The following is a 20,007-nucleotide window of genomic DNA, read 5'->3' on the forward strand; positions in this document are numbered from 1 at the left end:
GGTGCGCGTGATGGGGGCAGGCGCGGTGGGCACCGTAAGCACTGCGGGCAGGGTCGGCGCCGCGAGCAAGTGGGTGCGGCACGCGGGCCGCTGCGGCACGCGGGCCGGTGCGGCACGCGGATGGGTGCGGCACGCGGGCGGGTGTGCTGGAGGTTGGGGTTGATCAGGTTGTTCGTGTTGTCGCTGCGATCGTCGCCGCTGCAAGGACGTGGGCGCCTGCTCGGTGGAGAGTGCAAACGGCTTCGGTCAGCGTCGCGCCCGTCGTCACGATGTCGTCTACGACGATGACGCGAGCGCCGTCTAGCGGGTGTGCGGCGGTTAGGGCTCCTTTCACGTTGGCTACGCGTTCGGTGCGGCTGAGTGCGGCTTGGTCGGCCACGGGGCGCGTCTGCCTTAGCGCGGTCGTCAGGACGAGTGGGAGTCCCTCGTTCGTCAGGGTTCGGACGGCTGTGCGGGCGACGTTGAGCAAGGGGTCATCACCGCGTCGGCGCACGGCCCTTCGGGCGGATGGCACCGGGATCACGTGGATGAGATTTGATCCCGTCAGCTCGCCGGTTACGACCCGGCGGCTCCTGGTCCCTTGTCCGGAAGTTTTTGAGGGCTTGCGGATGAGTCCTTCCGTTGGGGTGGTGGGTGGCGTGTCGCGGGGTGGGATCTGGCCGGGTCGCAGTGGTGGGAGTTCTCGGTCGGACGGTGGCGGAGTTGGTTGGGCAGGGACGGCGGGCGGGGGCAGGGAGGCTTTCAAGGCGCGGGTCAGGGCGGCGGCTAGGGGGCGGGTCAGCGTGGTTCGGCCCTGTTCCTTGTGCGCGTTGATCACTTTGCGGACGTTTCCCGCGTAGTCCGCCACCGTCCAGCAGCGCACGCCGGGCGGACGGACGGGCAGCGGGGCCGGGCGCGGGTCCAGGGTCAGGGGGACGGCACAGGTTCCGCAGAGTGCGGTGCCGCCGCGTCCGCAGCCTGCGCACGTCTCGGGGACGATCAGGTCGAGCAGGTCGTGGAGGAAGCTCATGGGGCGAGCATCGTCCGCTTGTCGGCCTTGCCGCCACTCTGCCCACAAGCTGTGGATAACTTCCGGACGATCAGGCGGGCGAGTCGGGGAAGTGGGGGTTCTCGATCACCCCCAGCAGGTTCCCGTCCGGCGTCACGACGACTGCCGTGCGGATCCCGCCGCCGTAGTCCGTGATGGGCGCGTGGACGGTCGCGCCGGAGCTCGTCAGCCGCGTGACCGCTTGGTCGACGTCCTCGACTCCCCAGTACGTGACCGGTCCTGCGCCGCTCTCCGCATGGCCGTTCGGGTCGAGCGCAAGCTCGTAACCGCCGACGTTGAAGCCGACGTAGAACGGCTCGTCGAAGTAGGGGGCCGATCCGAGGATCTCCGACCACCAGCGACGCGCGGTCGCGAGGTCCCGGACGGGATAGACGATCGTTCGCAGGCCGAGGAACATACCCGCACGGTAGAGGCTCGGTACGACAGGCTGACGGCCGTACGGCGATCTGAGTCCGTCCTGGTGATGGGCGGCAGCGGAAGAAGTGAGCGGCGGAGGGAACGGGAGTTAGCGGGCGTAGGTGGGGTCGGCGCCCGGTACCGGGCATGTCCACTCGCTGATCGTGTCGCGGGGCGCGCGCTGGCGGCAGACGCGGCCGGGGCCGCCGTCCTTGGTGCCGATCAGGACCGGGGCGCCGGGGGCCGCCGCGATCGACGTGGGGTTGCCCAGGGCGCCCACGCCCAGCGAGCTGATCCCGCCGCCGTTCACCGGGATCAGATAGGGCAGCACGCGGGTGTCGTTGCCCTTGCGGCCCAGCACCGCCAGTGTCGCGTAGTCCCGCCAGGACAGGTCGATCGCGTCCACCAGTTCGGAGCTGACCGGCAGGAACGCGCCCGCCTCCAGGCCCGACGACCGATCGCGGACGATACGACCGAGCTGTACCTGCGCGCGGCCGTCCACGGTGACGACCACCGCCGCCCGGACGCCGTCGCGGGCCAGCCGGAACGCCTTCACCTCGCGGTCGGCGAGGCCCCAGTCCGTGACGCGGAACGCCGGGCCTCCGCGCGGCACCACCCACAGCCACGAGTGGTCCTTCTTGGTCTCGACCGTCCACAGGGCGCCGTCCCGGTCGAACGCGGGCGCCGTGAAGTGGGTGCCCGCGCTGTGCCGGGAGAGGACGGTACGGAACGTTGTCCCGCTGACGAGGTCGCGCAGCACGATGCGGTCGCCGGACGGACTGAGGCCCGCGACCTGCCGGTAGTCCGGCGACACGGTCGGCCGTACGAGCGGCCCCCCGGCCGGCAGGACGGGCTGCGGCTGGTCTCCGGTGAGCCTGCTCAGCCGTCCCGACGAGGCGAGGACGTACGCGGGCTGATCCGGCACGGCCGGGCCGTCGGGAGCGTTGCCGTCCCAGGCCCGCACCGGCTGGACGGCGCCGTATCCGCGCGAAGCGACCGTGTCCCCGCCGATCTCCAGCTTCCACCGGCTGATCTCTGACAACTGCCGCAGCGTCCACGACAGTTGCGCCGACATCCGTTCCACATCGCCGGACCGCGCCTGGGGGCTCAGGTCCACGACCGCAGTGTCGTCCTCCACATGGACGTCCCGCAGCCGCGTCCCGGACGGGAATGCCGATTCCACCGCCGATCCCAGCCAGGACGTCTGCCCGTCCAGCAGCGCCCGGACGAGCTGCCCTGGCAGATCGCGCCGGTTCACCAGCGGCAGGAAGATCCCGTTCGGGACGAGCGTGCCCCCGTCCGGCGCGAAGAAGTAGAGGTTGACGGTCCGGTACGCCCGGTCCACGTCGCTCTTGGTGAGGATCAGCCCGCCCCGGGCCTCCGGCGGCAGCCCGCCAATCCGCCACGGACTGCCGGGCGCGGCGCGCGTGACGGCGAACGTGACGTCCACGGGCTTGGGATCGGAGATGTACTGACCGTCCGCGCCGATCGAGCCGAGCCGGTCCCCGGACGCCCGGACGGTCGCGCGCGTCGCGTTCTGCTCGGTGATCTCCAGCCGGGGCCGGTCGGCGAACACGAGGACGGGCGGGCGCGCCCCCGGGTTCCAGCCGCCGGCGGTGCCCGTCAGGTACCGGCGGGCGACCTTGTGGCCGTCGTCGAAGCTCGCGGACGCGGCGAGGAACCCCGCGACGAGCTGCGCCGGATCCCACTCGGGCCGGGGACTGACCGGAATCAGCCGAACATACGGATCATCGACCTGCTCGGCGGGCTCGGCGGGCCGTCCGGTGATCACCCGGCCACCGCTCGGCACGCTCGCGCAGCCGGTCAGCGATGCGGCGAGCACGAAAGCGGCCATGACCCCCCGCGCGCACGCCTTCATTCGCCGGCCTCCAGTTCGGCGAAGACGGGACGTCCCCCGGCCCCCGGCGGCACCAGCGGCAGCGGCGACCCGCGCAGCTCGGCGCCCGCCACGCGCGGCAGCGACAGCCGGAACTGGGATCCGGCGCCGGGCTCGCCCCACGCCTGGAGCCAGCCGCCGTGCAGCTGGGCGTCCTCGCGGGAGATCGACAGGCCGAGCCCGGTACCGCCGGTGGTGCGGGCGCGGGCCGGGTCGGCGCGCCAGAACCGGTCGAACACCATCTGGCCCTCCCCCGGCTTGAGGCCGACGCCGTGGTCGCGGACGGCGACCGCCACCGCGTCCCGGTCCGCCCCGACGGACACGACGATGTCCTCGCCCTCCCCGTGCTCGACCGCGTTGACCAGCAGGTTCCGCAGGATCCGCTCGACGCGGCGGCGGTCCACCTCGGCCATGCAGGGCTCGCCGGGCAGCTGGAGCAGGACCTTGCTGCCCTTGCGCTCGGCGAGGTTCTGGATGTCGCCGACGACGCGCAGGACGAGGTCGCGCATGTCGAGCGACTCGGCGTCGAGGGTGGCCGCGCCCGCGTCGTGCCGGCTGATCTCCAGCAGGTCCGCGAGCAGCGACTCGAAGCGTTCCAGCTGGCTCTGCAGCAGTTCGGCGGACCGGCCCACCATCGGGTCGTCGAAGGTGTCGCGGTTCTCGTACAGCATGTCGGCCGCGATGCGGATCGTGGTGAGCGGCGTGCGCAGCTCATGCGAAACGTCCGACACGAACTGCCGCTGGACCTGCGACAGGTCCTCCAGCTCCACGATCTTGTCCTGGAGGTTGGCGGCCATCTCGTTGAACGAGCGGGCGAGCGCCGCGAGGTCGTCCTCGCCGCGCACCCGCATCCGCTCCTCCAGCCGTCCGTCCGCGAGCCGCTGCGCGCCCTGGGCCGCGAGCCGCACCGGGATGACGACCTGCCGCGTGACCAGCGACGCGATCGCCGCGAGCAGCAGCACGAGCACGACACCGACGCCGACGAGCGCCTGGCTGACGACCGTCAGCGTCCGCTGGTCCTGGGTGAGCGGGAACAGGTAGTACAGCTCGAACTGCCCGGCCTTGCCGCCGACGATCAGCCCCCGCTCGGACGGACGGCCCACGTACGACAGCTTCCCGAACGTGTACGCGGTCGTGTCGGCGGGGCTGCGGCGCAGCTCGTCCCGGAGCCGCTGCGGGATGCTCTCCACCCGCAGCTCGTTGGTGCTGTAGCCGTCGAAGGACGAGTCGCGCGTGTCCCGGATGTACACCTCGTACAGTCCGGACGGCCCGCTGCGCGCCTTCAGCCCGGCCATCACGTTGTCCAGGCGGCTGCCGTTGTCGGGCTGGTTGCCGAGCTGGCGCTCGACGGTCGACAGCCCCTCGTCCAGTTGCAGCCGCGCCGCCTTGATCTTGCCGTCCAGCAGCGCGTTCGACATCTGCTGCGTCAGGAACATGCCGAGGATCGCCACGACGATCGCCGAGATGCACAGCGTCGAGGTGACGACCCGGATCTGGATCGAGCGGCGCCAGCGCAGGTAGACGGCGCCGACGAGACGGCGCAGCCGGGCCAGCAGCCGCCCGGCCCGGCGGCGCGCCGCAGTCGCCTGCGCGGTCAGGCCGGGCCCGCCTTGTAACCGACGCCCCGCACGGTGACGACGATCTCCGGCCGTTCCGGATCCTTCTCGATCTTCGCGCGGAGCCGCTGGACGTGGACGTTCACCAGCCGCGTGTCGGCGGCGTGCCGGTACCCCCAGACCTGTTCGAGCAGGACCTCGCGGGTGAAGACCTGGCGCGGCTTGCGGGCCAGCGCGACGAGCAGGTCGAACTCCAGCGGGGTGAGCGGGATGTGCTTGTCGAGCCGCTTGACCGAGTGCCCGGCGACGTCGATCGTGATGTCGCCGATCTGCAGGGTCTCGGGGGCGGGCTCGTCGGTGCGGCGCAGCCGGGCGCGGACGCGGGCGACCAGTTCCTTGGGCTTGAACGGCTTGACGATGTAGTCGTCGGCGCCGGACTCCAGTCCGAGCACGACGTCCACGGTGTCGCTCTTGGCCGTCAGCATGACGATCGGGATGCCCGATTCCGCCCGGATCTGGCGGCACACGTCGATGCCGTCCGCGCCGGGCAGCATCAGGTCGAGCAGCACGAGGTCGGGCCGCGTCTCCCGGAACGCATCGAGCGCCTTGTCGCCGTCGTGCACGAAGGAGGGCTCGAAGCCCTCGCCGCGCAGCACGATGCCGAGCATCTCGGCGAGCGCGAGGTCGTCATCGACGACCAGTACACGTCCTCTCATGGCCCTCATCGTCGCAATACGTTGGGTTGGCAGGGCAGTACGCCTTGGTCAGCCAGGTTACCTGCGTTTACCTGCGCCATGACTCATCCAGCCGAAGGTAAAAGCGGAGTGTGACTACGACAGCCGTACTCAAAGGCCGGAGTGTAGACAGGTTCCGCCGGACGTTCGCCCCGATTCGGGCACTTTTGTTCCGCCAGGGCCGCATCCGACGATCGCGCTCCCGGGCCGTGACAGGATGTCCAGACGCCGAGTGAGCCGAACGAGGAGCGGAGATGCCGAGACCGGCCGGACGGGACGACGATCCCGCCGCGCTGCTCGGCGGCGACGTGCCGCTGCGGCCGATGTCGGTCGCGGAGATCCTGGACGGCGCCGTCGCCGCGATCCGCCGCGCCCCGCGCCTCAGCCTCGGTTTCGCCCTCGCCGTGAGCACGTTCGTGCAGGTCCTGGTGACGGTCGCTGCGTATTTCTTCGTCGGGGACGCCGCCCGCGACGAGCGCACCCCGGCCGTCCTGCTGCGCTCGCTGGGCGCCCAGGTCACGCTGAGCATGGCCGGAATGGTGCTGTCGGCGTTCGGGATCCTCGTGCTGGCGGGCTTTCTGGCGCCCGCGCTCGGCCGCGAGATGTTCGGCCGACCCGCGCCGGGCCGGGCGCTCCGGGATGTCCGTCCGCGCCTGTTCTCCCTGCTCGGCACCGCGCTGCTGGTCATGGCGGCGGCGCTGGCCGGGCTGCTAGTGCCGACGCTGCCCATGATCGCCGCGCTGGCGGCGGAGGCGGACCCGCCGGTGATCGTCGCGACGGCGGTGTTCGGCGTGCCGGTCGGGCTGGTGCTGATGATCTGGCTCTACGTGCTGCTCGTCCAGGCCGTCCCGGCGGCGGTGCTGGAGCGGCGCGGCGTCGCGGCGGCGCTGGCGCGGGGCCGGACGCTCGCGCGCGGCGGCTGGTGGCGCACCTGCGCGACGCTGGTCGTCACGCTGCTGCTGACGATCTTCATGGGCTTCCTCGCGCTGCGGCTGCCGTTCATCATCGTGAGCGTCGTGCTGTCGGCGGGCGATCCGTCCGGTGGGCAGGCCTTCGCCGCGCTGGTCGTGGACACGGTCGGACGCATCGTGAGCTGGTCGGTCGTGCTGCCGTTCGACGCCGGGGTGATCGTGCTGCTCTACCTGGACGGGCGGATGCGCCGCGAGGGCTTCGACCTGCATCTGCGGACCCGGCCGGACGCGCCGGACGCCGACTTCTTCGACCACTGGCAGACCGCATGATCGTCCTGGACCCGATCGGCCGCGAGCAGGCCCGCGAGCTGGCCCGCCGGGAGCTGGAGAAGCCGATCTACCACCGCGACGAGCCGTCCTGGGCGGAGCGGACGTGGCGGCGCTTCGCCGACTGGCTCAACGAACTGCTGCACCGGGCGAGCGACCCCGGCGGGCAGCAGCACGGCAACGGCTGGCTGTCGCTGGTGGTCATCCTGCTGATTGTCGGGCTCGTCATCGCGCTGGTCGCGTGGCTGATGCGCGGGCGCCGCAACCCGAGCGCCGACCGGGACGGCCTGTTCGCGGGCGAGCCCGAGGCCACCGCGCTGGACCTGCGCGTCACCGCCGAGCGGCACGCCGCCGCCGGACGGTGGCCCGAGGCGATCCGCGCCCGGCTCCTCGCCGTGGCCCGCGACCTGGAGGAACGCGCCGTGGTCGAGCCCCGGCCCGGCCGCACCGCCGACGAGCTGGCCCGCGAGGCCGGCGCCGCGCTGCCCGGCCTGGCCGGCGAGTTCCGCGCGGCCGTGCGGGTCTTCGACGACGTCTGGTACGGCGACCGGCCCGGCGGCCCCGACGGATACGCGCTGCTCACGGCCCTGGACGAGCACGTCAGGGCGACCCGGCCGCAGCCGCTGGAACCGGTCGGCGCGGAGGAGGGGGCGCGCTGGTGACCGTCCCCACCGCACGGCAGGTCGCCGGGCGGCGGCTGCGCGCGTCGCGCGGCGTCGCCGGGGCGCTGCTGGCCATCGTGCTCGTGGCGATCGTCCTGGCGGCGCTGCGGCCCGCCACGCCCGCCGACGCCCTGGACCCCGCGTCCCCGGACCAGGACGGCGCGCGGGCGCTCACCGAGATCCTGCGCCAGCGCGGCACCCCGCTGACCGTGGCGCGGACGACGACCGACGCGGCGGAGCACAGCACGTCCGACAGCGTGGTCGTCGTGACCCGGCCCGGCCGGCTGACCCGCGCCGACCTGCTGCGGCTGAGCGCCGCGCCTGGTGACCTCGTGCTCGTCGCGCCGAGCGCGCGGGTGCTGGCCGCGCTCGCGCCGACGGTCGAGGAGGGCGGCCAGTCCTACGGAGACAGCGGCCCGCCCGACTGCCCCGTCCCCGCCGCGCAACAGGCCGGTTCGGTCGCGTTCGGCTCGTCCCTGACCTACACGGTCCCGCCCGGCGCGACCGGCTGCTACCGCGAGAGCGGCCTGGCCCGGCTGGTGCAGGTGCCGGTCGGGAGCCGGACGGTGACGATCCTCGGCAGCGCCGCGCCGCTCACCAACGCCCACCTGGATGAAGAGGGCGACGCGGCGCTCGCGCTGAACCTGGTCGGCGCGCGGTCGTCGGCGGTGTGGCTCGTCCCGGACCTGCCGCCGCCCGGCGCCGACCGGGGCGACCGCAGCCTCGGCGACATGGTGCCGTTCGGGTGGCGGCTGCTGCCCGTCGGGCTCGCCGTCGCGATCGTGCTGATCGCGCTCTGGCGGATGCGGCGGTTCGGGCCGGTGGTGGCCGAGGCGCTGCCGGTGGTCGTCCGGTCCGCCGAGACGATCGAGGGCCGCTCCCGGCTCTACCGGGCGCACCACGCGCGCGGCAGCGCCGCCGCCGCGCTGCGGGCGTCCGCGCGCGCCCGGCTCGTCCCGCTGCTCGGCCTCCCGCGCGGCGCCGCGACCGACCCGGCCGCCGCGCCGGAGATCGTCACGGCGGTCGCCCGGCGGACGACCCACGACGAGGCCGCGGTCGGCTACGCCCTCTACGGCCCCGAACCGGCCGACGACGCGGCGCTCGTCGCGCTCCCCGGCCTCCTCGACGATCTGGAAAGGCAGGTACGCGACTCGTGAACCTGGACAAGACCGACGACCTTCCCGACGCGGAACGGGCGCGCGCCGCGCTCGCCGCGCTGCGCGGCGAGGTCGGCAAGACCGTCGTCGGCCAGGAGTCGGTGGTGACGGGCCTGGTCATCGCGCTGCTGTGCCGGGGGCACGTGCTGCTGGAGGGCGTGCCGGGCACCGCCAAGACGCTGCTGGTCAAGACGCTGGCGCGCAGTCTGGAGCTGGACTTCAAGCGCGTCCAGTTCACCCCGGACCTCATGCCCGGCGACGTCACCGGCTCGCTGATCTACGACAACCGGTCCGCGGAGTTCGAGTTCCGGCCCGGCCCGGTGTTCACGAACCTGCTGCTCGCCGACGAGATCAACCGGACGCCGCCGAAGACCCAGGCGTCGCTGCTGGAGGCGATGGAGGAGCGGCAGGTGTCGGTGGAGGGCACAGCCCGTCCGCTGCCCGACCCGTTCGTGGTGTGCGCGACGCAGAACCCCGTCGAGTACGAGGGGACGTACCCGCTGCCCGAGGCCCAGCTCGACCGGTTCCTCGTGAAGCTGACCGTGCCCGTCCCGGCCCGGGACGAGGAGATCACCATGCTCCAGCGGCACGCGGCGGGCTTCGACCCGTCCGACCTGTCGGAGGTCAAGCCGGTCGCGGGCGCGGCGGACCTCGCGGCGGGGCGGGCGCAGGTCCGGGCCGTCCACCTGGACCCGAAGGTCGCCGCCTACGTCGTGGACCTGTGCCGGGCGACCCGGCAGTCGCCGTCCCTGGCGCTCGGCGTGTCGCCGCGCGGCGCGACGGCGCTGCTCGCGACGGCGCGGGCGTGGGCGTGGCTGTCGGGCCGCGACTACGTGTCGCCCGACGACGTGAAGGCGCTCGCCCGGCCGACGCTGCGGCACCGCGTCCAGCTCCGTCCGGAGGCCGAGCTGGAGGGCGCGACGGCCGACGGCGTGCTGGACGGCATCCTCGCCCACGTCCCCGCGCCGCGCTGATGGCGGTCACCGGCCGTCTCGGGCTGCTCGCGCTGCTCGGCGCGCTCCTGCCGCTGCTGGTGCCGAGCTGGTGGACGCTGCTCGCCGTGTGGGCGGTGCTGGCGTTCGGCGTGATCGTGGACGTGGCGTTCGCGGGCAACGTCCGGGCGCTGGAGCTGCACCGCGCAGGGGACACGAGCGTGCGGCTCGGCGAGGCCGCCCGCGTCGCGCTGATCGTGGAGAACGCCGGACGGCGGCGCGTCCGGGCGCGGCTGCGGGACGTCTGGCCGCCGAGCGCGGGCGCCGCGCCCCGGGTCGTCCGGATCGACGTGCCCGCCGGCGAGCGCCGCCGGATCGAGATGACCTTGACTCCGACGCGGCGCGGCGACCGGGACGCGGTGACGGTCGTCGTCCGGTCGCGCGGCCCGCTCGGGCTCGCGGCGCGGCAGCTCTCCCGGCCCGCGCCGTGGCGGGTGCGGGTGCTGCCCGCGTTCCCCTCGCGCCGCCACCTGCCCGCCAAGCTGGCCCGGCTGCGCGAGCTGACCGGCGCGAACGTCGCGCAGATCCGGGGCCAGGGCACCGAGTTCGACTCGCTGCGCGAGTACGTGGCGGGCGACGACGTCCGGTCGATCGACTGGCGGGCCACCGCGCGGCGCGGCGACGTCGTCGTGCGGACGTGGCGGCCCGAGCAGAACCGCCGCCTCTACCTGGTGCTGGACACCGGCCGCACGTCCGCCGGGCGGGTCGGGGACGTCCCGCGCCTCGACTGCTCGATGGACGCGGCGCTGCTGCTCGGCGCGCTGGCGTCCCGCGCAGGCGACCGGGTGGACCTGCTCGCCTACGACCGGCGCGTCCGGGCACGCGTCGAGGGGACGTCCCGGACGGACGTCCTGACCGCGATGGTCCAGGCGATGGCGCCGCTGGAGCCCGCGCTGGTCGAGTCGGACGCGGCCGGGATGGTGTCGGCGCTGCTGGCGCGCGTCCGGCAGCGGTCGCTCGTCGTGCTGCTCACCGATCTGAACGCCGCCGCGATCGAAGAGGGCCTGTACCCGGTGCTGCCTCGGCTCACCGCGCGGCACCTGGTGCTCGTCGCGGCCGTGTCGGACCCGCGCGCCGCAGCGATGGCGCGAGCGCGCGGCGACCTCGTGTCCGCCTACGACGCGGCGGCGGCCGAGCGCGCCCGCGCCGAGCGGGACCGGCTGACGGCCGAGCTGCGCGCGTTCGGCGTCGAGGTCGTGGACGCGCCGCCGGACCGCATCGCGCCCGCGCTCGCCGACGCCTACCTTGCGCTGAAGGCCGCCGGACGGCTCTAGGCCGCGACGGGCACGGTGTCGGGGACCAGGTCGTCCGCGCCGGTCTCCCCGGCGGCGAGCGCGCGGCGGCCGAGGACGATCACGTAGGTCAGGAAGCCCGCCTCGGCGACCGCGCCGATCCCGATCCGCAGCCACGTGACGTGGACCCAGCCCGTCACGAACCCTTCGATGAGACCGGACACCAGCAGCACGCCGACCAGCCCGATCGCGATGGCGACCAGCGCACGGCCCTCGGCGGCGAGCGCCTCGCCGCGGCGGCGCGGGCCGGGGTCCACGACCGTCCAGCCGAGCCGCAGGCCCGCCGCGCAGGCCAGGTAGACGGCCGTCAGCTCCAGCATCCCGTGCGGCAGGATCAGCCCGAAGAACACGTCGCCCTTGCCGTGCGCGAACATCAGCCCGGCCGTCAGGCCCAGGTTGAGCTGGTTGGCGAAGAGGACGTAAAGCGTCGGCAGCCCGAGGAAGATCCCGAACATCAGCGCGACGGCCGACACCCAGGCGTTGTTCACCCACACCTGGAACGCGAACGACGACGCCGAGTGCTCGGTGTAGTAGTTCGCGAAGTCGTGCTCCACGAGCTGGCGAATCGCGTGGTCGGAACCGATCGACGCCTGGACGTCCGGGTTCCGCGCGACCCACACCGCGAGGATCACCGCGAACACGTTCCCGACGACCGTGATGCCGATCCACCACCAGCGCAGCCGGTATGCGGCGGCGGGGAACGCGACGGTGGCGAAGCGCGTCACGTCCCGCCACATCGGCGCCTGCGCGCCCGCGACCGTCGCGCGTCCCCGAGCGACCAGCGACGACAGCCGCGCCACGAGATGCGGGTCGGGCGAGCTGGAGCGCACGACCGACAGATGCGTCGCCGTCCGCTGGTACAGCTCGACCAGCTCGTCGATCTCCGGGCCGCTCAGCTTGCGGGCGGAGTTGACGAGCTTCTCCAGGCGCCGCCATTCCGCGTCGTGCGCGGCGGCGTAGGCGTCGACGTCCACCCGGCGAGAGTACGGCAAAATGGACCTCCTTCGACGCGGAGGAGGGCCGCTCGTGGCCGAACTCGTGACCGGCGAGGCCGTCGCGCTGGACCTGCGGGTCGCGCGGCTGCCGAGCCGGGCGTGCGCCCTCTTCATCGACCTGATGCTCCAGCTCACGCTGCTCGGCCTCTTCGGGAACCTGCTCGGCGCCCTCACCTCGATCGCCGACCCCGCGTGGGGCGTCGGCGTGACGCTCGCGACGGTCGTGCTCGTCATCGTCGGCTACCCGTGCGTGATGGAGACGGTGACGCGCGGCCGGACGCTCGGCAAGCTCGCCCTCGGCATGCGCGTCGTCGCGAGCGACGGCGGGCCGGTGCGGTTCCGGCAGGCACTCGTCCGCGCCCTCGCCGGGTTCCTGGAGTTCTGGACGCTCTACGGCGCGCCCGCGCTCGTCGCGTCGCTCTGCAGCCGGCGCGGGCGGCGGCTCGGGGACGTGTTCGCCGGGACGATCGTCATCCAGGAGCGCGCGTCGGGGCCGGCGCATTTCGGGCCGGTCGCGGTGATGCCGCCTGGGCTCGCGGCGTGGGCGGCCGGGCTGGAGCTGTCGCGGGTGCCGGACGATCTGGCGATGACGGCGCGGCAGTACCTCGTCCGGTTCTGGGAGCTGCTGCCGGAGGTCCGCGACGAGCTGGGCGCCCGGATCGCCGGGCAGGTGGGCGCGCTGGTCAGCCCGCCTCCACCGCCGGGCTGGCGGCCGGAGCTGGTGCTGTCGGCGGTGCTGGCCGAGCGGCGCGTACGGGAGTCGCGGCGTCTCGCGGCACAGCGCGCGCAACTCCGCCGCCTGCGCGGCCTGTCCCCCGAACCCGCGATGGCGGGCGGCCCGCCGCCCTATCCCGCGACGCCCGGTGGTCCACCGACGGGCCCCATCCCGTACCCGACCGCAGGCGGTCCGGCGCCGCACCCCACGATGGCGGGCGGCCCAGCGCCCTACCCGGCGACGGTCGGCCGTCCCCCCTCCGGCCCGATGCCGTACCCCCCGCCCGCCGGCGGGCCACCGACCGGACCCATGCTCTATCCCCCGCCGGCGGGCGGACCGCCGACTGGCCCCATGCCGTATCCCCCGACGGGAGGCTGGCCACCGAACGGCCCGCGCACCTGACGCGGCCTGTCCCGGTGCGGCGCTCACGGGCGACGACTGGCCCGGCTGACAGCCGGGAGAAAGCCGGCCCGGCGCGCCATGCCGTAACCCCGACGGCCAGCGGGCCATCGACCGGCCAATGCCCTACCTCCGACGGGCGGTGCGCCGCCAATTGGCCGCAGGCCGTACCCCTGGATGGGTTGGCGAGCCATCAACCGGCCCGATGCCGCGATTCGCGGGAGGCGGCGCGCCGCCTGCCGACCCGATCTCGGACGGGCAGAGTTCCCCCGGTGCGTCCAGCGTCGCATCTGGAGACGGCCGACGGGCCGCCGCCGTTCGGGCCGTCCGGCTCGTCCGGGGCTTCCTGCCGAAGCGTTTGATGAGGCCGGGCGAGGACGTCCTCGGCCCACCGCACCGACCCGCTCAGCGCAGGTGCTCGTAGGCCAGGTAGGCGGCGGCTCCGTAGGCGAGATGCGGGATCGCGTCCGACAGCCAGCTCGACACCGGCCACTTGCGCGGATCGGTCACGCCGAGAACGGTCATCGGCGCGTTCGAGCCCGTCATCGCCAGTGCCGTCAGCGCGAGCACGCCCACCGGCCACGGCACCCGCCGCCGCGCCAGCACGCCGTACCCGACGGCCGACGCCAGCCCGGTCGCGTAGCCGAGCAGCGTCCCGACGCCTTCCTTGCGCGCCTCGGCCTGCTGCCCTTCGCCGAGGTCCACGTGCGTGTCGCCGGCGAGCCGCTCGACCGTCTCCTCCGGCGTGCTGCTGGCCGGACGGCCCCGCACGGCCATGTCGAGGTAGGTGGTGAAGTTGAGGGCGCTCGTCCCCGCCGCGCCCGCGATCAGCCCTTTGGTGATGGTGTTCATGCGCCGCCCCTACCCGCCGAACGCGCGGTATGCGCTCACGGCTCGGGCGCGTCGCGGCCCCGGCGGGATGCGGCGTACGCGCGGCGGCGCAGCCGGACCAGCGGCCCGGCCAGATGCGCCTCGGGACGGGCGTTGAGCACCGGATCGAACGTCCGGTCGTCGTCCAGCGGCGTGTGCAGCCGGAGCCGCGCGAACGGGCGCCATCCGCCGACGATGGTCGTCGCGGCCAGCGCGAACAGCGGCCGTTCGGCGCGGACGGCGTCGTCGAGGTCGCCGATCCGCGCGGGCAGCCGCTGGCCGCGCAGCGGGAACACGCCGAGCAGCCGGATCCGCCCGCCGAGCCGGTAGGGCATCAGCGTGCTGAACACTCCGGTCGCGAACGAGCGGCGGGGCCAGGGCAGATGCCGCAGCAGCGATGTTGTGAACAGCAGGTCGATCGGCGTGCCGTGGGTCGGGACGCGCAGTGCGAGGCCGAGCGCGTCCGGCAGGCCGTCCGGCAGTCCGCCGCCCTTGGACAGCCGCGCGATCACGCCGTGCTCGCCGACCGCCGCCAGCGGCCCGGACCCGGCGGGTAGGACGTGCCGGGCGTCCGGGTCGATGTGGAGCGTGCCGCCGAACATCCGTCCGGCCGGGTGCAGGGCGCGGGCGTGTCGGAGCCGCGCGGTCTCCTCGACCGCGGCCTGGCCGGCCACGGCGCTCAGCGGGCCGCGCCCGCGAGGGGCGCCAGCCGCAGGCTCTGGCCGCGTTCGACGCGCTGGAGGCGCCGACCGAGTCCCCGCCGGTCAAGTTCCGTCTCGAACTGGGACAGCGGGGACTTCATCGCGGTGTAGTCGTCGTAGTGGACGGGCACGACCGTCGCGCAGCGGACCGTCTCGACCCAGTCCGCGCCCTGCCGTCCGTCCATCGTGACGGTGACGCCGAGCAGCCGCGTCCCGCCGAGGTGGACGATCCCGGTGTCGATCCCCGGATGGCGGCGCGTGATCTCGGCGATCTCGCCGTACATCAGCGTGTCGCCGCTGACGCAGATCCGCAGGTCCGGCGGCGATCCGTGCGGGCCGAACTCCAGCAGCGCGCCCATGACGGGCGGGAGCAGCCGGGCGAGCGGCCCCGGCCCGTGCCGTCCGGGCAGCGCCGTGACGCGGAGCGCCCGGCCGCCCTTGCTGAGCGTCCGGTGCCGCCACGTCCCGATGCCCTCGGCCTCAAGGAAGCCCCGGTCGCGAAGCGTCCGCGCGGCGGCCGGCGTCGTGTAGATCGGCAGGTCCGGGTCGAGATGTTCCTCGGCGACGCGGTCCCAGTGGTCGTCATGGAGGTGGGAGAGCACGACGGCGTCCAGGTCGGGCAGCTCGTCGGGCGTGCACGCCGGGTCCTTCAGGCGGCGGGTCGTGAGCCCGTAGCCGAGCCGCGCGTGGTCGCCCCGACGCAGGAAGTTCGGGTCGGTGAGCAGCGTGAAGCCGCCGTAACGGATGATCGTCGTGGCGTTGCCGACGAACGTCAGCGTGCCGTCCTCCGGCTCGACTGCGCTCATGGGTCCCCTTCCTCGGGCGCGGGCGCCGCCCCTACCCGTGGAGGCGGCGGCTACGCGCGGACGAGGTTCGGCGGGCTCTCCAGCTCGGCCAGTTCGATGCCGGGCGCGTCCAGCACGACGTCCCCGGCGAGGTGGACGATCCCGGTCTCGGCCGTGTCGGGGTCGGTGATCTCGTACCGCTCGACGGGCAGCGGTGCCACGTCCGTCACGTGAACCTCCGTCCCGGCCCGCAGGACGCGGCGCGCCACCGTCAGCGCGGCCAGCGCCGGCCCGGCGATCGTCACGACCCGCAGCCCGGTCGCGGCCCCGTCGGCGAGCGCGAGCGACCGCGCCACCGCGACCAGGAATCCCGGGGACTCGCCGAGGAAGCCCGCCGCGCGCGCGGTGAATTCGGACGCGTCACCGTCGGTGCCCCGGACCCATGTCATGGCCTGTCCGGTATACCCCCCGCGCAGCCAGCCGCCGGGGGCGCGCACCTCGACGCGGATCTGCCGCCAGCGGGCGTCCACCACCAGATCGGTGCGCACGCCATCGGACCGTTCCCCCACGTAGCGCCATCCGCCGGGTCCCGGGGCGCACTGGAAGCGCTCCGTCAGTTCCCCGTCGGCATGGACGTAGATTCCGCGCGGCATTCCCGGACGTTATCGCATCGTTCTCGACCGTTCAGAGTGTGACGCCCGTGTTAAAGGCGCGTCCTATCGAATCCCGTGCCCGTTCAGAGTGAATTTCTGTCGGGGTCGAAGGCGTTGACGCGTCCCCGGCGCTGATCGAGATTCACATCATCTTCGTCGCCGACCGGCCGGTCCCCCGGCCGCGCCGGTCCTCTCGCACGAACGGAGCCCTGATGAGAAAGTCCCTGCTCGCGGCGCTGCTGGCCGGCCCGGCCGCGGCGTCCCTGGTGGCCGTGTCGGTGACCCCGGCGCAGGCCGCCACGCTCACCGCCCCCCTCACGCTCGCCGCTCCCGGCACCGGTGTGAAGGGGCAGTACATCGTGACGTTGAAATCCGGCGTGTCCGTCAGCGAGACGACCCGCAAGCGCAACATCACCGCCGCACGGACGTTCGGGAAGGTGCTGAACGGATTCTCGGCGAAACTCTCGGCGAGCCAGCTCGACGCGCTGCGCCGCACGCGCGGCGTCGCTTCCATCGAGCAGGACGGTTATGTCCACGCGTCCACGACGCAGGTCAATCCGCCGTCCTGGGGCCTTGACCGCATCGACCAGACGAACCTGCCGCTGTCGAACAGCTACACCTACAACTCGACGGGTGCGGGCGTCTACGCCTACATCATCGACACGGGCCTCTCGCTCCCGAACTCCGACTTCGGCAGCCGGGCCAGCAACGTCTACAACGCCGTCGGCGGCAGCGCCAACGACTGCAACGGCCACGGCACGCACGTCGCCGGGACGGTCGGCGGTACGGCCTACGGCGTGGCCAAGGGCGTCTACCTGCGCGGTGTGAAGGTCCTGGACTGCAACGGCAGCGGTACTTATTCGCAGGTCATCGCCGGTATGAACTGGGTCGCGACCAACCACTCCAACCCGGCGGTGGCGAACATGTCGCTCGGCGGCGGGTTCTCCTCGTCGGTGAACACGGCGGCCAACAACCTGGCCAGCTCGGGGGTGTTCCTCGCCGTCGCGGCGGGGAATTCCTACGGTGCCGACGCCTGCAACAGCTCGCCGTCCAGCGCCGCCAACGCCACGACCGTCGCCGCGAGCACCAGTTCCGACGCCAGCGCCAGCTACACCAACGTCGGAGGCTGCGTCGACCTGTACGCCCCCGGGACGAACATCACCTCCGACTGGCTGAACGGCGGCACCAACACGATCAGCGGTACGTCGATGGCGACGCCGCACGTCACGGGCACCGCCGCGCTCTACAAGGCCACCTACGGCAACGCGTCCTACTCCACGATCCGGTCGTGGCTGACGGCGAACGCCACCCCGAACGTCCTGTCCGGCGTCCCGGCGGGGACCCCGAACCTCCTTCTGAACAAGCGTTCTCTCTGACCCCCGTACAGGGAGAACGTCTCGGGTCCCGGCGCCGCCCCTCCGGCGCCGGGGCCCGCGCCGTCCAGCCGGGGCGGGCGCTCGGGGGCCCGTCCCGGCCGTGTCAGCCGTCCAGCGAGATCTCGGTGAGGCCGCCCAGCTCGTCCACGGCCACCCGGTCGTCGCGGGCCAGGATCTCGACCATGCGCTCGGCCTCGTCGAGGGTCACGTGCCGCCCGCGCGAGCGGCGCCGTTCGGGCTCGGGCGTCTCCAGCCAGAGCCCGTCGTCCTCCCACACCATCTGCACGACGCCGCCGGACCGGCCCGCGAACACGAGGAACGCGCCGTTCTCCGGCGTCAGCGCCCGCACCCACGCCAGGCACGCGTCCAGCGTCTCGGGATGCATCTCGATGTCGGCGCGGCCACGGCCAGGGTCGGCGACGCGGATCTCCAGCATCGGCTCGGGATCGCCGGGCGCGATCCGGACGACGTCGGCGGGGTCGGCACCGAAGAACAGCGGGCCGAGCGCGGCCCACGCGCCGAGGCGCGGGACGTCCACCGGCAGCGGGTCGCCACTGGCCTCGATCAGCGTGCCGCGCAGCCGGTCCCACTCGCGCACCAACCGAAGCTCGTGGCCGCGCATGTCACGGACGCACAGGTCCCGGCCGTCGAGCAGAGTCGGGGCGTCGCGCTCCAGGACCGTTCGCGCCCGGACGGTCGCGGGTCGCCGCCGTCCCCGGACGAGCACCGCGCGCGGCTCGGGCGCCCGGTCCCAGTGCGCCGCGCGCAGTCCGAGGCCCCGGCCGAAGACCGCCCAGCGGAACTCGGCCGCGCTCTCGCCGTCCGCCGCCTCGCTCCGGTGCACCGGGACGACCTGGAGCCCGCGTTCGGCGAGGCCCGGCCGACGCGCGAAGAAGTCGGTCTCGCCGGGGCCGAGCAACGCGGCGCGGTCGAGGGGGAAGCCCGGCACGGACAGGGTCCGCAGCCGCACGACCGGGCCCTGGTCAACGGCCATGAGGTCCACGACGGCGTCGAGCAGGGCTTCGGCGACGTCCTCGCGGTAACCGTGATTGGCGCGGAGCGTGAGGACGCGCCCGTGCTTCACGAGGTAGACGCTGGTCCCGAGGCCCGCGCGCTCCACCAGGACGTCGTGCCGGCCGAGGCGTTCGGGCTCCGCCGGCCCCGGGCGACCCTCCTGGATCAGGTCGGCCAGTTCCGCGTCGCCCGTGCCGTCGTCCACCCGCGAAACGGTAACGCGTCCCGGAGCACACCGCCGGAAGACCGACAATCCTCCGCGTTCAGGACCCGAGTCGCCAGGAGCGGAGGTACTCCTCCTGGTCGGGCGTCAGGCTGTCGATCCCGACGGCCATCGACGCGAGCTTGAGCCGCGCGACCTCGGTGTCGATCTCCTTCGGCACGTCGTGGACGGCCGCGGCCAGCCCCGCGTGCGCCTCGGCCAGCCACGCGCACGTCAGCGCCTGGTCGGCGAACGACATGTCCATGACGGCCGCCGGGTGGCCCTCGGCGGCGGCCAGGTTCACCAGACGGCCTTCGGCGAGCAGCACCAGGCGGCGGCCGTCGGCGAGCACGTACTCGTCGGCCTGCGGGCGGACGTCCGGGTTCACCGCAACCGCGAGGTCCGCCAGTGCCCGGACGTCGATCTCCACGTCGAAGTGGCCGGAGTTCGCGAGGATCGCGCCGTCCTTCATCGCCGCCAGATGCTCACCCCGGATCACGTCCCGGTTGCCCGTGACGGTGATGAAGACGTCACCGTGGCGGCAGGCGTCGTCCATCGGCTCGACCGCGAAGCCCTGCAGCACCGCGTCCAGCGCCTTCACCGGGTCGATCTCGGTCACGACGACGCGCGCGCCGAGGCCCCTGGCCCGCTCGGCCAGGCCGCGTCCGCAGTAGCCGAACCCGGCGATGACGATCGTCTTGCCCGCCAGCAGGGTGTTCGTGGCGCGGATGATCCCGTCCAGCGTGGACTGGCCCGTCCCGTACCGGTTGTCGAACATGTGCTTGGTGTCGGTGTCGTTGACCGCCACCATCGGGAACTTCAGGGCCCCCTCGCGCGCCATCTGGTGCAGCCGGATGACGCCCGTCGTCGTCTCCTCGCAGCCGCCCTTCACCGTGTCGAGCAGGTCCGTCCGCTCCAGGTGCAGGAGGTTGACGAGGTCGCAGCCGTCGTCCAGCACCAGGTCGGGGCCGATCTCCAGTGCCTGGTGGATGTGCCGGTAATAACCGTCGCGGTCCACGCCCGACCGGGCGAACACCGAAACGCCGTACTCGACGGCGAGCGCGGCGGCCGTATCGTCCTGCGTGGACAGCGGGTTCGACGCGGCCAACGCCACCTGCGCGCCGCCTGCCTGAAGCGTCCGGATCAGGTTCGCGGTCTCCGTCGTGACGTGCATGCACGCCGCGATGCGCCACCCGTCCAGCGGCCGGTCCGCCGCGAACCGCTCGCGGATCCGCCGCAGCACCGGCATCGACCGGTCGGCCCACTCGATCCGGCCCACCCCGGCGGCGGCCAGCGTCACATCGGCGACGTCGCTCACCCTCGAC

The 20,007-nt window shown here is 73.5% G+C and carries 19 protein-coding genes; 7 read left to right on the forward strand and 12 right to left on the reverse strand.

Annotated features, from left to right (window positions below):
• Positions 1-163 precede the first annotated feature (163 nt).
• From GQ466_RS33115 to mtrA, 5 genes are all read right to left on the reverse strand, one after another.
• Positions 164-1,009 carry a ComF family protein gene (locus GQ466_RS33115; RefSeq protein ID WP_378186359.1) on the reverse strand — a complete coding sequence of 282 codons (846 nt, stop codon included), beginning with the start codon at positions 1,007-1,009 and terminating at the stop codon, positions 164-166.
• Positions 1,010-1,079: 70 nt separating this feature from the next.
• Positions 1,080-1,445: a VOC family protein gene (locus GQ466_RS11250; RefSeq protein ID WP_161102820.1), complete on the reverse strand. Its 366-nt coding sequence runs from the start codon at positions 1,443-1,445 to the stop codon at positions 1,080-1,082.
• A gap of 108 nt (positions 1,446-1,553) precedes the next feature.
• Positions 1,554-3,299 (reverse strand): LpqB family beta-propeller domain-containing protein, encoded by a 1,746-nt coding sequence (locus tag GQ466_RS11255; protein WP_237417850.1) that lies wholly within the window; start codon positions 3,297-3,299, stop codon positions 1,554-1,556.
• A gap of 20 nt (positions 3,300-3,319) precedes the next feature.
• Entirely contained in the window at positions 3,320-4,897 is a 1,578-nt protein-coding gene (mtrB, locus tag GQ466_RS11260; RefSeq protein ID WP_161103834.1) for an MtrAB system histidine kinase MtrB, read from the reverse strand.
• A gap of 38 nt (positions 4,898-4,935) precedes the next feature.
• Positions 4,936-5,613: an MtrAB system response regulator MtrA gene (mtrA, locus tag GQ466_RS11265; protein ID WP_103561876.1), complete on the reverse strand. Its 678-nt coding sequence runs from the start codon at positions 5,611-5,613 to the stop codon at positions 4,936-4,938.
• A 272-nt stretch (positions 5,614-5,885) separates the two neighbouring features.
• Here mtrA and GQ466_RS11270 point away from each other — a divergent pair, with 272 nt between their 5' ends.
• From GQ466_RS11270 to GQ466_RS11290, 5 genes are read left to right on the forward strand one after another with little or no spacing between them, the layout of a single operon-like run.
• Complete coding sequence (locus GQ466_RS11270; protein WP_161102822.1) at positions 5,886-6,872, forward strand: hypothetical protein; 987 nt, start codon at positions 5,886-5,888, stop codon at positions 6,870-6,872.
• Complete coding sequence (locus GQ466_RS11275; RefSeq protein ID WP_202420383.1) at positions 6,869-7,531, forward strand: DUF4129 domain-containing protein; 663 nt, start codon at positions 6,869-6,871, stop codon at positions 7,529-7,531. The genes GQ466_RS11270 and GQ466_RS11275 overlap by 4 nt, the downstream gene beginning before the upstream one ends.
• Positions 7,528-8,688 (forward strand): DUF4350 domain-containing protein, encoded by a 1,161-nt coding sequence (locus tag GQ466_RS11280; RefSeq protein ID WP_337193422.1) that lies wholly within the window; start codon positions 7,528-7,530, stop codon positions 8,686-8,688. The genes GQ466_RS11275 and GQ466_RS11280 overlap by 4 nt, the downstream gene beginning before the upstream one ends.
• On the forward strand, positions 8,685-9,662 hold the full coding sequence (locus tag GQ466_RS11285; protein ID WP_161102823.1) for an AAA family ATPase: 978 nt from the start codon (positions 8,685-8,687) through the stop codon (positions 9,660-9,662). The genes GQ466_RS11280 and GQ466_RS11285 overlap by 4 nt, the downstream gene beginning before the upstream one ends.
• Complete coding sequence (locus GQ466_RS11290) at positions 9,662-10,954, forward strand: DUF58 domain-containing protein (RefSeq protein WP_161102824.1); 1,293 nt, start codon at positions 9,662-9,664, stop codon at positions 10,952-10,954. Before GQ466_RS11285 ends, GQ466_RS11290 begins: the two co-directional genes overlap by 1 nt.
• Here the strand turns inward: GQ466_RS11290 and GQ466_RS11295 are convergent.
• Positions 10,951-11,946 carry a stage II sporulation protein M gene (locus GQ466_RS11295; RefSeq protein WP_161102825.1) on the reverse strand — a complete coding sequence of 332 codons (996 nt, stop codon included), beginning with the start codon at positions 11,944-11,946 and terminating at the stop codon, positions 10,951-10,953. The genes GQ466_RS11290 and GQ466_RS11295 overlap by 4 nt on opposite strands.
• Positions 11,947-11,998: 52 nt before the next feature.
• Here GQ466_RS11295 and GQ466_RS11300 point away from each other — a divergent pair, with 52 nt between their 5' ends.
• Complete coding sequence (locus GQ466_RS11300) at positions 11,999-13,084, forward strand: RDD family protein (protein WP_161102826.1); 1,086 nt, start codon at positions 11,999-12,001, stop codon at positions 13,082-13,084.
• Positions 13,085-13,486: 402 nt separating this feature from the next.
• Here the strand turns inward: GQ466_RS11300 and GQ466_RS11305 are convergent, their stop codons facing one another.
• Genes GQ466_RS11305 through GQ466_RS11320 form a run of 4 tightly spaced genes read right to left on the reverse strand, consistent with a single transcriptional unit; the run spans position 13,487 to position 15,985 of the window.
• Positions 13,487-13,933 (reverse strand): hypothetical protein, encoded by a 447-nt coding sequence (locus GQ466_RS11305; RefSeq protein ID WP_161102827.1) that lies wholly within the window; start codon positions 13,931-13,933, stop codon positions 13,487-13,489.
• A 35-nt stretch (positions 13,934-13,968) separates the two neighbouring features.
• Positions 13,969-14,625 (reverse strand): phosphodiesterase, encoded by a 657-nt coding sequence (locus GQ466_RS11310; RefSeq protein WP_161102828.1) that lies wholly within the window; start codon positions 14,623-14,625, stop codon positions 13,969-13,971.
• A gap of 5 nt (positions 14,626-14,630) precedes the next feature.
• Complete coding sequence (locus GQ466_RS11315) at positions 14,631-15,458, reverse strand: MBL fold metallo-hydrolase (RefSeq protein WP_161102829.1); 828 nt, start codon at positions 15,456-15,458, stop codon at positions 14,631-14,633.
• Between the two features lie 50 nt (positions 15,459-15,508).
• Positions 15,509-15,985, reverse strand: a complete 477-nt coding sequence (locus tag GQ466_RS11320) for a hypothetical protein (protein ID WP_337193423.1) — start codon at positions 15,983-15,985, stop codon at positions 15,509-15,511.
• Between the two features lie 317 nt (positions 15,986-16,302).
• Between GQ466_RS11320 and GQ466_RS11325 the strand changes: the two genes are divergently transcribed.
• On the forward strand, positions 16,303-17,466 hold the full coding sequence (locus GQ466_RS11325) for a S8 family peptidase (RefSeq protein ID WP_161102831.1): 1,164 nt from the start codon (positions 16,303-16,305) through the stop codon (positions 17,464-17,466).
• Between the two features lie 103 nt (positions 17,467-17,569).
• Here GQ466_RS11325 and GQ466_RS11330 read toward each other — a convergent pair whose 3' ends face one another.
• Together GQ466_RS11330 and ahcY are read right to left on the reverse strand one after the other, a co-directional pair.
• Positions 17,570-18,685 (reverse strand): hypothetical protein, encoded by a 1,116-nt coding sequence (locus GQ466_RS11330; protein WP_161102832.1) that lies wholly within the window; start codon positions 18,683-18,685, stop codon positions 17,570-17,572.
• 58 nt (positions 18,686-18,743) lie between these two features.
• Positions 18,744-20,000, reverse strand: a complete 1,257-nt coding sequence (gene ahcY, locus GQ466_RS11335; protein ID WP_161102833.1) for an adenosylhomocysteinase — start codon at positions 19,998-20,000, stop codon at positions 18,744-18,746.
• Between the last annotated feature and the right edge of the window lie 7 nt (positions 20,001-20,007).

It is taken from the genome of Actinomadura rayongensis, assembly GCF_009831215.1.
GTDB classification, from domain to species: Bacteria; Actinomycetota; Actinomycetes; order Streptosporangiales; family Streptosporangiaceae; genus Spirillospora; species Spirillospora rayongensis.